14 protein-coding genes are annotated in these 13787 nt (G+C 49.4%); 5 read left to right on the top strand and 9 right to left on the bottom strand.

Going from position 1 to position 13787, the window contains the following annotated elements; translation table 11 throughout:
• Positions 1-5: 5 nt before the first annotated feature.
• Positions 6-206 carry a helix-turn-helix domain-containing protein gene (locus tag FC99_RS13605; protein WP_082153169.1) on the bottom strand — a complete coding sequence of 67 codons (201 nt, stop codon included), beginning with the start codon at positions 204-206 and terminating at the stop codon, positions 6-8.
• A gap of 145 nt (positions 207-351) precedes the next feature.
• Between FC99_RS13605 and FC99_RS05910 the strand changes: the two genes are divergently transcribed.
• Positions 352-999 (top strand): helix-turn-helix domain-containing protein, encoded by a 648-nt coding sequence (locus tag FC99_RS05910; RefSeq protein ID WP_048732256.1) that lies wholly within the window; start codon positions 352-354, stop codon positions 997-999.
• A 52-nt stretch (positions 1000-1051) separates the two neighbouring features.
• Entirely contained in the window at positions 1052-2206 is a 1155-nt protein-coding gene (locus FC99_RS05905; RefSeq protein WP_048732258.1) for a site-specific integrase, read from the top strand.
• 492 nt (positions 2207-2698) lie between these two features.
• On the opposite strand, the gene FC99_RS05900 is transcribed toward FC99_RS05905, so the two are convergent.
• Positions 2699-3259, bottom strand: a complete 561-nt coding sequence (locus tag FC99_RS05900) for a TetR/AcrR family transcriptional regulator (protein ID WP_048732260.1) — start codon at positions 3257-3259, stop codon at positions 2699-2701.
• 258 nt (positions 3260-3517) lie between these two features.
• Between FC99_RS05900 and FC99_RS05895 the strand changes: the two genes are divergently transcribed.
• Together FC99_RS05895 and FC99_RS14355 are read left to right on the top strand one after the other, a co-directional pair.
• Positions 3518-4912, top strand: coding sequence for a YhgE/Pip family protein (locus FC99_RS05895; RefSeq protein ID WP_048732262.1), 1395 nt, complete (start codon positions 3518-3520; stop codon positions 4910-4912).
• Positions 4913-5239: 327 nt separating this feature from the next.
• The gene (locus FC99_RS14355; RefSeq protein ID WP_268872113.1) at positions 5240-5836 is read left to right on the top strand and encodes a C40 family peptidase; all 597 of its coding nucleotides are present in this window, start codon (positions 5240-5242) and stop codon (positions 5834-5836) included.
• A 188-nt stretch (positions 5837-6024) separates the two neighbouring features.
• On the opposite strand, the gene FC99_RS05885 is transcribed toward FC99_RS14355, so the two are convergent.
• The 7 genes from FC99_RS05885 to FC99_RS05855 all read right to left on the bottom strand — a co-directional run bounded on the left by FC99_RS05885 (position 6025) and on the right by FC99_RS05855 (position 12898).
• Positions 6025-6954 carry an anti sigma factor C-terminal domain-containing protein gene (locus FC99_RS05885; RefSeq protein WP_048732264.1) on the bottom strand — a complete coding sequence of 310 codons (930 nt, stop codon included), beginning with the start codon at positions 6952-6954 and terminating at the stop codon, positions 6025-6027.
• A complete protein-coding gene (locus FC99_RS05880; protein WP_048732265.1) occupies positions 6951-7430 on the bottom strand; it encodes an RNA polymerase sigma factor in 480 nt (159 codons plus the stop codon). The genes FC99_RS05885 and FC99_RS05880 overlap by 4 nt, the downstream gene beginning before the upstream one ends.
• 191 nt (positions 7431-7621) lie before the next feature.
• A complete protein-coding gene (locus tag FC99_RS05875; protein ID WP_048732267.1) occupies positions 7622-7921 on the bottom strand; it encodes a hypothetical protein in 300 nt (99 codons plus the stop codon).
• A gap of 60 nt (positions 7922-7981) precedes the next feature.
• Positions 7982-9370: a class II fumarate hydratase gene (locus tag FC99_RS05870; protein ID WP_048732269.1), complete on the bottom strand. Its 1389-nt coding sequence runs from the start codon at positions 9368-9370 to the stop codon at positions 7982-7984.
• Positions 9371-9586: 216 nt separating this feature from the next.
• The gene (locus FC99_RS05865) at positions 9587-11008 is read right to left on the bottom strand and encodes an anion permease (protein WP_048732270.1); all 1422 of its coding nucleotides are present in this window, start codon (positions 11006-11008) and stop codon (positions 9587-9589) included.
• A 245-nt stretch (positions 11009-11253) separates the two neighbouring features.
• Entirely contained in the window at positions 11254-12204 is a 951-nt protein-coding gene (locus tag FC99_RS05860) for an L-lactate dehydrogenase (RefSeq protein WP_048732271.1), read from the bottom strand.
• A gap of 199 nt (positions 12205-12403) precedes the next feature.
• Positions 12404-12898, bottom strand: a complete 495-nt coding sequence (locus tag FC99_RS05855) for an alcohol dehydrogenase (RefSeq protein WP_048732273.1) — start codon at positions 12896-12898, stop codon at positions 12404-12406.
• Between the two features lie 214 nt (positions 12899-13112).
• Here FC99_RS05855 and FC99_RS05850 point away from each other — a divergent pair, with 214 nt between their 5' ends.
• Positions 13113-13484, top strand: coding sequence for a DUF1304 domain-containing protein (locus FC99_RS05850; protein WP_048732274.1), 372 nt, complete (start codon positions 13113-13115; stop codon positions 13482-13484).
• Positions 13485-13787: the final 303 nt, after the last annotated feature.

Genomic DNA, 13787 nt, shown 5'->3' with positions numbered 1-13787 from the left:
GCCAACTATTTTGGCGTGTACTCGATTAGTTCAGATAAGGAAACCTGCAAGTAATCACAAATCTTTTTCAACGTTCTTAATTCAACGTTGGCCTTTCTGCGATAATAAAGTTCAGTAAGAGTTGTCCGACTAATTCCGGTTGCTTTATATACATCATCAATCTTTAACAATCTTGAACCTAACAATGTTGAAAAGTTATTTACCATAAATTCCATCTCCGCTCCAGTACAATAGTGACTAAATTAGTACACTTTACTGCTCAACATAATTAATCTATCACCCTTTTTAACCATTGTCAAATACTACATACTGTTGTACACTATTGTGTACAGACAATAGGAGGTGTTATTTTTGATTGTTACTAGGCTGAAACAACTACTAGAAAGCCATAATATAAGCATTAATGAACTCTCGGAACGAATCAAAGTAGGTAGACGTCCATTGACTCAGTTAGCAAATAATGAATCTAAAATGGTAAAATTCGAAACAATTGAAAAATTAATGAGTTTCTTTAGACTGTCCTCGTTCGATGAGTTATTACTTGTTGCTATTTCAGATAAGTACACTGTCACAAGTGAAATATCTCATCCCCTTTCCAATGATGACTTTGGTAGCGACCTTAAAGTATTCTTTCATGATGCCAACAATGAATCTACAACACTTCCACTCAAAGGAACGATATACACAGGTAGTGATTTCTTGCTGCTTGATCTAACCGGTGAGTGGGATAATATGGAGTCTCAGACAACGGACTTCCTCGCAGGAATTCTAAGCATTGGTCAACAAGAGTATGAGTTATTAGCACGAGATATTACTCTTTCTGTTTTAGAATCCCCAGCAGTTAAAAATTCTAAAATATCTTTTTCCAAAATCATTTTTAAGATGCCTATAGTCTCTATTTATTCAGACGATGCTGTAGGCAACTATCTGTGGAACGCCCACGATTTAATTCAAGAGAGTTTTTTGGATAGCCTAGACGAAAAGTATTCTACAGATTGATACTCACACTCCTACATACCTACCACCGCTGGTATGAAAGGAATAGAGCACTATGGCAAGCATCAAACAATACACTGACCGCAACGGCCAAAAACGTTACCAATTTCAGCTTTACGTGGGAATCAATCCACAGACTGGCAAGGCACGTAAAACCTCACGCCGGGGCTTTAAAACGCAAAAAGAAGCCACCCTTGCCGCTTCTAGGTTAGAACTAGAAATCAGTAAAGGTAGCTTCGATAAAAAAGATAACAATATTCTGTTTGAGCAAGTCTATCAGGAATGGTATGCCTCATACACGAACACCGTCCGCGAGAGTACGACCGTTCGGGTTCCTAAGATATTCGATAATCATATTCTACCAGCTTTTGGTAAGAAGCGTATTAGAACCATCACGCTATCAGACGTGCAGCGGGCGCTTAACCAGTGGTTCAAAGAAGTTAAGGTCAACTACAAGCGCTGGTACAACTTTGCTAACAAGGTCTTCAAGTATGCTTTAAAGCAAGGATATATTACTAAGAACCCGGCTGAGATGGTTACCATGCCCCAACGCCGCGATGGTTGGCAACGAGATGCTAACAAGTTCTGGACAAAAGAACAACTTCTCCACTTCTTTAGCTTCATTGATCCCGTGGAAGAAATTGAAAAGTACACGTTATTCCGGGTATTGGCTTACACTGGCATTCGGCGTGGCGAGTGCTTGGCCCTGACTTGGCATGATATTAACTTCAAGCAAGGTACGCTGCATGTTAATAAAACCATCACGCAAGGTACCGGCGGCAAACAGATTGTTCAACCACCTAAGACTAGCTCTGGCCGCCGCACAATTATCTTAGATCATGACACAGTAGAGTACCTGAAAAAGTGGCGGGTTCGGCAACAACGGGTCTACCTCATGCTAGGTTACAATACCATGCAGCCGGAGCAATTAGTCTTTGCCAACTCTAAAAACGGGATGAAATCCTTAAACACACCGGGCAAGTGGCTGCATGCTATCGTTGATGATAAACCAGAGTTACCCAACATCACGATCCACAAGCTCCGTCACACCCACGCTACCATTCTTTTAGAAGCTGGTGCATCCATCAAAGAGGTACAAGACCGTTTAGGCGATACCGATGTTGATACCGTCATGAATGTTTATGCTCACGTCTCAGACCAGCAACGACAAAATACGACCGATAAACTAACCCAATTCATGGAATCCTAACAACCACAATATTGCCTGAAAAATGGTCAAAATTGACCGGATGGCATTCAATATGGCATTTACTGAATTTTAAAAATGGCTTAGAACCCTATTAAACCGCGTTACAATAGCAACATTACAAATAACGGTTCGATCCCCGCCAGCTCCATAAATGCCAGTACGTTTAAAACCTATGACGAGAAAAACCGCATTCCTTCGCGAATGTGGTTTTTTTGTGGCATCAGATATCTTGTTAGAATGGGTGTGTTTCTAGCCAATTTCTAGCCAAAAATATAGTTTCGCACACGGGGTTGAATAGAGTTAAGGTCAACTAAATTCTTTTGAAGGGGGCTGGGACAATCTCAGGCCCTTCTTTATGCTCCAAATATCTATGACGAACGGCCGTCAACTCCACTGCCCCCCGATCGACAAACAATCCAAGCCGGAATTATTCGTCGATCAACGTTACTATTCACCGACTCCCCCCTTCGTCGCACTCTTTTTGTCAGACACCTATTTCCCCTGCAGTAACTGCTGTGGCGATAATTGGCGACTGGTCGTAAAAATTTCGTAGGCCGTCTGTGGCTGTTTAACCGGACTTTGGGTGAGCCAGAAGCACACAAAATCCCAGATACCCTGCGTCACGATCTCTTGGGCAAACTCCGGGGGAATCGCCGTACTCGATAGTGGCTGACCGATGACGTCCGCAATGACCGGCTTAATCCGCGACACCAATTGCGAGGCCGGACTATTGATCAACGCCACGACTAGTTGCCGCTGACGATAAAGGTATTTGAACATCTGCTGAAAAGCATTCTTTTCACTGTCACCCTCCACATTGGGCTTAGGGTAACGTTGAAAAATAAGCTGAATCGCCGTGACCAGGTCATTCTCATAGTGCGTTAACAAATCAAACTTATCTAAATAATGCAGGTAAAACGTCCCTCGATTAATTTGGGCCGTCTGGCTTAACTGCTGAACCGTCAAGTGGTCAAAACCTTCCTGCATCACTAGTTTGATAAAGGCATGCTGAATCTTCCGCTCCGTATCAACCATCTTTAAATTTGTTTCCATGTCCGCCCATCTCCTCAACAGTCTGTCGATTTTAAAATCAGTTTAAAACTTTTTTTCAGCGTTGCCAATCATCAATCCCGCCAATTTTGTTGATTGGTTGCCGACTACTCACAAGACCGGCTCCCCCATATGGCGGTCGAAACCCCCATCGTTCAACTCACCATGACCCCTTAAATTGTTGATTGTCACATCAAAATCGTCCTGCTATTCTGTAACCGTTCAATCAACACTATGTTTATTTCAAAGGGGCGATTTCCAATGTTCAAAAGTGAATTAAAATTTTTAAGTCAGCACAAGATGATGCTCGTGGTCCTCCTCATGATTGCCATTATCCCGGCAATCTACTGCTACCTGTATCTCTCCTCAATGTGGAACACGTACGGTCAAACCGACGACATTCCCGTGGCCATTGTCAATCACGACCGTGCCGTCACTATTCACGGTCAGCGCGTTGCCATTGGTCAACAGCTCACCCACAACCTCGAGAACTCCTCCTCACTAGACTTCCGTCACCTAAGTGCCCAGACGGCCCACCACCGGCTAAAGGCTGGCAAGCTTTACCTGGTCGTCACCATTCCCCACAACTTTTCTCACAACGCCACGACGCTCCTCACAACTGCGCCCCAGCAAATGACGCTCCACTATGACCTGAATTCCGGCGCTAACTACATCGTCTCTAAAATGACGACCGGTGCTAGTACCGCCATCACCAATAAGGTCAGCCATACCGTGACTCAGCTTGAGACCAAGATCCTCTTGTCCGCACTAAGTGGTGCTACCGCTGGCATGACCCGCGCGGCCAGTGGCAGTACCCAGCTGGCAACTGGCACCCAACAGCTCTTAGCCGGCAATCAAAAACTGCTGACAGCAACGGCGCCGTTGAAGAGTTCCGCGTTGACCTCTGGCCTCACCGCTACGAAGACCGGCTTAACGCAAGTCCAAACGGGCAGTCAAACGTTGAGTCAGTCCTTATCCAGCGGTAGCCTGCGTTTAGCCACTATTGCTACTCGTCCGGCTACCGCTAGTGTCCTGGCCACCCCCGTTGTTGCGGCCACCCACGACATCGCCAGCGTTCCAAACAATGGTACCGGTATGGCGCCATTTGCCATCGCCATCGGAATCTATGTTGGTGGCATCGCGTTAGGGACCATGTACGACGGCCGCCGCACTTATAGCGCTCCCCACTCCGCGTTCACTTGGTGGGGCAGTAAAGCTATGATTATTGCCGGTGTTGCCCTTTTGCAGAGCGGGCTACTCTATCTCACCTTGCACCAGGCCAACGCGCTCACCACACGTTCCAATTCTCGCCTGTTTGCCGCCATTTTGATTGGTTCCCTACTCTTCCTGTCACTTATCTTCTGCCTCCGTTTGCTGCTCGGCGGCTTTGGCACCTGGCTCATCTCCATCGTCTTGGTCATGCAACTGGCAAGTTCTGGCGGCCTATACCCACTCCCCCTTGTCAGCGGTTTTGCCCAAGCCCTCAATCCATGGCTGCCGATGACCTACCTGATTCAAGTCCTGCGCTCGGCCATTTCCACCAACGTTAGCCTCCCCAGCGCTTGGGTAACCATGCTACTGATGACGGTTGGCTTCAACCTGTTGATTATTCTCCGCTTCCACCTTGACTTGAAGCGAAATCCCCTAACTCATTAGTTACCAAAAAATGGCTACCAGAAGTAGCTGAGCATCAGATTCAAGCGAGGTTGTGATGCAGCCTCGCTTTTTGTTTACCCTACTCACAACTTAGCATGAACAGCTCTTCAAAAGCTCTGGTCGATAGTCGATTCCCGCGGTTGCCTAACTAAGAGACCAACCCCTTTACCAAATATGTCAGACTACAAGCTATTCAGTCGCCGTAACATCTAATGGTCATCAAATTGTCGTCCAGTCTTTACTTGGCTGAAACGGCGCCGCAACGTCTCTCCCCTAAACTAGTTGTTGTAGTCATCATCTCAGACTACCAAATACTTAATCATTGGAGTGAACATTATCAAGACCACAACTAAAATTTTTATCAGTACATTCGGGGCCGCTGCCCTCTTCCTATCCGGCGCCACTACGGCTTCCGCACATATGTCAACCGGGTCGACTAGCACGCAATCAACCGCCCAGGTCAGCTCGACGGCCACCACAACCAATCGTTCGACGAACACGGCAGCCACCCAAACGGCCTACCATCATCAAACGAACGCAACGACTACTGCCAACACGGCTAGCCAATCAACTACAGTGGCTGGTGGCAATGGGGTCACAACCGCCTTAGCCATCGCCAATAGCGGAACGCCCTACGTTTACGGTGGTAATACCACCGCGGGCTTCGACTGCTCCGGATTGGTCCAGTACGCCTTAGGACTCAGTGCCCGCACCACTTACCAACAGACACAACTTGGCACACACCACTACGACGTCGCCAACGCCCCAGCTGGCGCCATCCTCTTCTGGGGTTCGGAAACGGCCCCTTACCATGACGCCATCTCCTTAGGTAACGGCTCATACGTTGCCGCACAGAATGAAAATGACGGCATCGGTGTCTTCAGTCAAGCTTACTGGGCACCTAGCTACTACATCGTTTTATAGGATTTTTTAGATATCAAAGGGCCTGGGATTTCTGTCTCAGGCCCTTTTTGCGCGCCGAACATAAACAGTCGCAACGTGCGACAACAGGCAGTCAACTCCGCTTCCCCCACTAGACAAACCATCCATGACCGGGATTATTCGTCTAGCGACGTTAATGCTCATTGACTAACCGCCTTTTATCGCACTCTCTATTTAATCGCCGTCCGTTGCTGGAAGAACCCTGCCGAACTGGCGTAGATCCAGTCAGCGTTGGCCAACGGTTTAAAGTTTTCGCTGTCCCCCGTCACAATGACGCCGGCAAATTTCGCCGTCTTTAGAGTCGGGTATTGCTTAGCGTATTTATGCGCATACTCACCAATATTGAAATTGTTATAACCATAGCCAACATCCAACTGCTTTAGCGTTTGGCGGAAACTGCGATAATAGTTCTCATCCTTCGTCGCCACCATGTGCCCCTGAGAATCGGCCTGCACGCCTAAAAAGTTATTGTCCATAAACGTGGCATCCGCCTTGGGGCCCACGCCAATCCAGTACCAAACGGCATGAAGGTTCTTCGGCAAGCGCTGCTGAATCTGCGTGTAGGTCAGGGGGTGAGCAAAGGAAACGGCGACTTCAGCCACCGCGCCCCTAGTCCTGGCCACCCGGTTAATATCAGCTGCGCGCTGAACATCGGGATGCTTCACTTTAGGATTGTAAAATAGCGGGATCTTATGCTGCGTCAATCGGTCATAAGCGGCATGGTTGGTGGTATCCGTACTATTCAAGGTATCGCCCGACTGATTCCCCAGCCAAGTCCAAGAATAAGGCTGCACGATTGGCGACCAGGCCTCGCGATACCCCTCGATATCCTTATAGCGATGACTGGTGACCTTGCCCCCCATGAAATTGGTGTCAGCCAAGTAACGGTCGCTCACCGCAATGTTGGGTGACATCACCGTTGAGACCTGTTCAATGAAGCGGTCCTCTCGGCGAGATTCCTGACCGGCCTTTTTCTGTGTCAACCAGTAGCCCCCAATGGCGCCCACCAGTAAGACAACAATGACAATGCCGATAGTGATCAGCCACCGGACCACTTTGACCCGCATCGCCAATTGCCGAAACTTTTTCTCATCATTCATCCTTGTTCACTCCTCACCATGATTCTCTCTAACTTCTTATGCACGCGATGAAGTCGCATCTTAACCGCGGACGGCCTAATTTTGAGCTGTTCGGCCACCTGGGCAATCGACAAGTTCTGCTCATAACGCAAGACTAATAAGTGCTGTTCCTTCCGTGACAAACGCGCCATGGCCTGCTCAATGCCGGGATCTGATTGCTGCCTTGGTGTTTCGGTCGCTGGCCCCAGATATTTCTCGACTAAATCTTGATAGCGTTGGGTTCGCCGGTAATAGTCCAGGTAAGTTGACCAAGCGACCCGGTACATGTATGGCCGTAATTTATCCGGCGGTAAAACTAATTCCATTTCCAATAATTTAACGAAAACGTCTTGCACGATGTCCTCCGCAACCTCGTGTTTGGCGCCCCGGCTGACCAAATAGCGTTGAAGCTCCACCGCCATTTGTGCCATTAACTTTTCGTAACGTTGTAATCGCATGTCAACCTCCTCCCCTTACACCTATGTAACGAACGACTTTGTAAAAAGTAACGGTTTAATTTTAATTTTTTTGATTGATCGCGTAGACCGATAGCCTCCAGTATAAGGGAAACCCAGCCGGCTGGGAATCTATTCGGAAATTTTGCGTCAAAAAAGGAAGCCCTACGCGTTACCAGGCTTCCTGACGAAAACTATTTCAATTTAGCTATCACTAGTGACGGATCGACGACCCCATCCAGGAACTCATTCAAATCGGTTATCTCATGGACATCCGAAAAGTACGGGTCCATCTCCTGAATCGACTCAAAGCTCATGGCAGCCGTCGATAAGACGTGCCCACCGTAATCGTATCCCGGGACGTGCTTCTGCTTACTCAATTTACTCATGTCACGCCACGCGTTCATGATATCATCGCTATCTTGACTCGCCACACGATAGGCAAACGCCACGTCATCGAAACGGGCTAAAGCTAGAAAATGTCTGTACATCATCACTGGTTTCTTTCTTGTTCGTGCGCCAAGAACAGCCTGATTTCTGCTAGAACACCATACCTATTTCTCTTCCCGATTCAAGTTCGCCATCGCCAGCGGATCGACCCACGCATCAAATTGTTCGGCCGTGACCTGGCCCGACTTCAACGCCGCCGCCCGTAATGTCGTTCCATTCTTCTCTGCTGCCTGAGCAATTTCCGCGCTGGCGTGATAGCCGATGTGCGGCGACAACGCCGTGACCGTCATCAACGAGTTGTCGACCAGAGCCTGCATGTGTTCGGCATTGACCGTCAAGCCATGCACCAATTTTGTCGTGAACCCATCAATCGTGCCCTGCAGTAAGTCCGCGGATTCAAGGAAGGTTTCCAGCAAGACTGGCTTGTACACGTTCATTTCGAAATTCCCCTGCGACGCCGCGACCGTAATCGTCACGTCGTTGCCCATGACCCGCGTTGCCGCCATGGTTAAGGCCTCCGCCTGGGTCGGATTGACCTTGCCCGGCATGATCGATGAACCCGGCTCGTTCGCCGGAATATTCAATTCATTATATCCGGCCCGCGGACCACTTGCCAGAAAACGAATATCATTGGCAATCTTCAGCAGGTCACTCGCCAACGTCTTGATGGCACCGTGGACCACGTTCAGTCCGGAATGTGCTGCCAAACCGAAGAACTTATTTGTCCGCGCCGTGAAACGTTGGCCGTACGCCTGACTCAGTTGCTCGGCTACCGCCACATCAAACCCCGGCGCCGCGTTCAATCCCGTGCCAACGGCCGTGCCGCCGATTGGGAGCTCCAACAGTGTGTCCGCCAACGTCTGCAGGTAGGTCAAGTCATGCTCTAACATGCTGACCCAGCCGCTAACTTCTTGGCCAAACGTTAAGGGCGTGGCGTCCTGCAAATGGGTCCGGCCGATTTTGACCACTTGCCAGTAATCTCGTTGCTTAACCTTTAGTTCATCAATTAGTTTCTGGACACTGGCTTCCAGGTCAATGACCGCCATTCGTGACGTGACCGCCATCGCCGTGGGAAATGTGTCGTTGGAGCTTTGCCCATGGTTGACATCATCGTTAGGCAGAATACCGCTGGTCGGGTCGTACTTCACCGTTTGGTGGGCGATGACTTCGTTGACGTTCATGTTCGTCTGGGTTCCCGACCCCGTTTGGTACACGTGCAACGGAAAATCCGGTCGCAACTGATTGTCTGACAGCGCTAGTAAATCATCCGCCGCTCGAATAATCAATTGGGCCTTGGACTCCTGTAGCTCACCCAAATCGCGATTGGCGACTGCGGCGGCGCGCTTAAGCTGGAGCAATGCCCGAATCGCTGGCAACGGCATCAGCGGTCCCGTTGTAAAATTGTGGCGACTTCGTTCTGTTTGTGGTCCCCAAAGGGCATTCTCTGGTACATTGACCGTACCTAACGTATCTGCTTCCTGACGGTATTTCATGACAGTCTTCCTCTCAAATTCAATCTTAGATTCAGCATAACCATTGCGATGGTGTGTCGTCAACTAAAGGGTCAAAAGTTAGATTAAATTACCGCGCTAAGAAATTTTACATTGTCCAGCCGCATGAGATTTGAAGTTAGCGTGAGACAGTCGGAAGCCAACGCATACCGTCAAAAAAGAGAGCCATGGCCTTCGCCACAACTCCCCATTCCAAATCTACCACATGCCAATCACCTTTAGCCACAGTGACCCAATGCCGAACCAAACCACAATGTAGAAGACACCGAGAATCGCGTTCATCCGCCACCAGTCGTTTTGTTTGACGTAGCCGGTCCCGAATAAGATCGTTGCTGGACCGCTGGCATAGTGCGTGGTCGAGCTAAAGAGCGCCCCACAGGTTGCTAGCAGCATTGCCGCTAAGGTCGGTGGCACGCCCGCCGAAATCGCCACACCCAGTAGCGCCGCGTACATCGCGCTTACGTGGGCGGTCCCGCTCGCAAACAGATAGTGTGAGTAGAAGTAAAAGAGCAACAGAATTGCCAACACAAACACCCAGTTGATGCCGTGTAAGCTACCACCAAGCGTCTTGGACAGCCACGGAATAAAGCCCAGCTTGTTTAACTCGGTCGCCATGAAAATTAAAATGGAAAACCAGATCAACGTGCTCCAAGCGCCCTTTTCGTTCAAGATGTCATCGACCGTCAGCACGCCGCAGATCACCAGAATGGCTACTGCCAAAAACGCGACCAACGCGGCGTCCATGCCGATAAAGCTGGAGGCAATCCAGAGCACTAGCGCCAAGGCAAAGACCGCACACATGATTTTTTCGGCGCGGCTCATCGGTCCCATTTTCGCCAACTCCGCTTCGGCCCACGGCTTAGCGTTCGGCGTATCCTTAATCTCCGGTGGATACATTTTATAAATCAAAAATGGCACAACGACCAGACTAATGGCTCCAGGAACGATGCCCGCCAAGAACCAGCCCATCCAGGTCAGCGTCACGTGATCCGCCTTTGCCAGCGACACCGCCAACAGGTTCGGTGCCATGGCCGTCATGAACATCCCCGAGGTAATCACGTTGGCCTGAAATTCGGTAAACGTCAGAAAGGACCCAATCTTACGCTCCGTGCCGTCCTTCGGGGTTGACCCGAACGTCGACGCCAACGAGTCAATGATGGGATAAACGATTCCACCAGCCCGCGCCGTGTTGCTGGGCGTGGCCGCGGCCGTCAGTAAGTCAACACCCATCAGGGAATAGGCCAACCCCAACGTCTTCTTACCAAATAGACGAACGAAGATCAGTGCCACTCGACGGCCAAATCCGGTCTTGATAAAGCCCCGCGACAGACAATAGGCCATGACAATCAGCCACACCGTCTTGTTACCAAAGCCCTCAACGGCCGTATCCATGGGGACTACCCCCAGTAGGACGGTCGTCGTAAACCCGACCAAGGCCACCCCGGCAATCGGCAGTGGTTGCGTGATGCAGCCAATGATTGTCGCCACAAAGATTGCTAAAATATGCCAAGCCGCCAGTGAAACGCTGGCCGGCTTGAACGGTACCGCTAACCAGATAACGAGACCCACCAGTAGCGGCCAAAAGAATTTGCGATACTTGATATTCGCTAATGATTCCATGAGACTTCCCCCTTACGCTCCTATGCCAAAATCAGCCACTAATCGCGTTCGACCGAAAACCCAACTGGGCATTCGACCTCTCCTGTCGCTAATCCTACAGCGTTCCTTCCTCATGGGGCTGGCGGAACCGGTTGCCAAAAATTAGGTTTCCCCGCTGAGTTAATTAACCAGTCACCCGTTTTCGTAAAAACGGTCCCCGCTGTAGCAAAAAAGCAGAGCCGCAACCCTGCTTCCCCAATTTAACTTCAACTCGCAAACGCTGCCGTCAACACCGACTGGACGGCTCCCGCGGAATGGGCCATTTTCTCCTGTTCCTCGGGACTCAACGACAACTCTAAAATATGGTCGATGCCGTTTGCGTTGATCACGGCTGGCGTTCCTAGGTACAGGCCGTGCTGATGATACTGCCCATCAAGGTAGGCACCGACCGGCAAGACGGCATTCTCATTTGCCAAGACGGCTCGGCTGATGCGGGCCAAACACGTGGCCACGCCGTAGAAAGTGGCGCCTTTCAGGCCGATGATCTTGCCCCCCTTGGTCCGAGCGGCGGCCTCGATGTCGATCAACTCTTGGTTCGTGATACCCTGCTGCTGAATCACATCTAAAAGCGGCCGGCCACCTAACGTCGCGGCATGGAGCGCGGCAAACTCGGTGTCACCGTGTTCACCAACGATGTTGACCTCCAATTGCTGTGGGGCCACCTGGAGTCGCTTAGCCAACCCCACTTTAAAGCGCGCCGTATCAAGTGACGTTCCCGACCCAATCACTCTGGCCGGCGGGAAGCCTGAGAGCCGTTGAGTAGCGGCAGTTAAAATATCGACCGGGTTGGCCGCAACCAGAAAGATACCGGCAAAGCCGCTGGCCACGATGGGCGTGACGATCGACCGTAAAATTTTCAGATTCTTATTGACCAGGTCCAACCGCGTCTCGCCCGGTTTTCGCGGAACTCCCGCCGTAATCACGACGAGGTCGGCATCACTGGCATCCGCATACGTTCCGGACCGGACCGTCTTCGGCGTCGACCACAGCTGTGTGTCCTCTAAATCCAAGCTATCCCCGACACAGTGTTCCTCAGCAATATCCACGATGACCAGCTCATCCATGACTGGCTGCTGCAACATCAGCAACGCATATGATGACCCCACAGCGCCATCCCCGACTAAAACGACTTTTTGATGCCGCGTTTGATTGAACACGGGTCCCCATTCCCTTCTCCAAACTTCTTTTGCTATCGACGTAACCGTTAAATTTCAGCTCGACTATAGCACAGCGGGGATAAAACACAATTGATTCGGACTATGGACCAATGGCACAAAAATCTAACCACCAAAAAAGTCGGCCCCCAACAGGACCGACTCACTTTGGCTTCTATACTTGCTGGTGAATCCGCTGAATTTAGCCTTCAGCCGAGGCCTTTAACTTCAAATCATTTTTCTTTGCTAATTGTTGCTCCGCTTCCTTACGCGCAGCGACCGCATCGTAAAATTCTGTAAATGTCTGGTTTAAAATGTAGCGGCCATGGTAGAATAGACGTGCTGCCCACTTACCGGAACGCTTGTCAAAACTAACGCCAATAACTCCGGAAATGTTGCGGGAGCTAATCTTTGTAAGTGCGGCAACGTTAGAGCCATTCACCAATGGCAAATTGGTTGCATTACCAATCTGTTTACGGGTCCGTGGATCCTTGGTTAACCGGGCTTTACTAATGTCACGACGATAACAACCGCAGCTCACCGTAATGCCATGACGTAACCGATAACTGTCGACCGTCACTAAATTACCACAGCTACATTTACACAGCCACGTGGCGTTACCGTTTTTCGCGGTCCCATCTCGACGAATAACCGTCAGTCTGCCGAATTGTTGTCCACTTAAGTCTAGGAGTCTCATGGGTAATTCCTCCATTCAAAATTTCATAAGGTCTGTTGTGACGCCATTCTCCCCGCGAATGACCCAAGCTCCCCTGACGTAAATATCCTCACTTAATTATTCTACACGCCAAACTAAAAATTAGCTTAAAGTAAGAAACATTTCTAGTCTCAACCGCTTATCCAGCGATTCTTTACTCTACTATACTAGATTTCATAAAGGGAAGGCAATTATCATGAACATACTTTTAATCATCTTAACCTATTTCGTCGCTATCGAGCATTTGGGCATCATGGGTATCGAAATTTGGGGAACATCTACCAAGCAAGCCGAACTCTTTAGCATGCCACTGAGTTTCGTTAAACAGGCCCCCGCGAAAGCCGCTCTCGCCAATATGGGGATCTACAACGGCATGCTCGGCCTCACCCTCGGTCTGACGCCCCTATTTCTTACCGGCCATAATCAACTAGTTATGACGGCATTACTTCTATTATTTGTGATTATTGTCGCAATTTTTGGCAGTTTGACCGTAAAAAAGCAGATTTTTTGGCTCCAGGGAATGCCGGCATTAGTGACGTTTCTCGTTTTACTAACTCAGCTGGTTTAACCGAATCTTTAATTTTGTGGTTTACAGACCCGGCTCGCCACGTTATAATGAACTTACATATTCAGGTGAGAGCCTGCCACGGGTCTTCAATCGTTGGAGGAGTTAATTGACATTTAGCCATTATTAACACCGTTGAAGCCGTACACATACTTCTATTCTGCTGGTTGCGTCCTTACGTAACTAGCTTTTTTTTTATCTAAAAATTTCACAAAAAGGGTCCGGGACATAAAATCCCAGACCCTTTTTGGTAAGCACCCAATAACTGACCGTATTGAATTTTAGACTAAAAATAAGAATGGCGTC

It is taken from the genome of Levilactobacillus koreensis JCM 16448 (genome assembly GCF_001435525.1).
In the GTDB taxonomy this organism is placed as follows: Bacteria; Bacillota; Bacilli; order Lactobacillales; family Lactobacillaceae; genus Levilactobacillus; species Levilactobacillus koreensis.
This window is presented reverse-complemented; position numbering and strand designations above follow the sequence as displayed.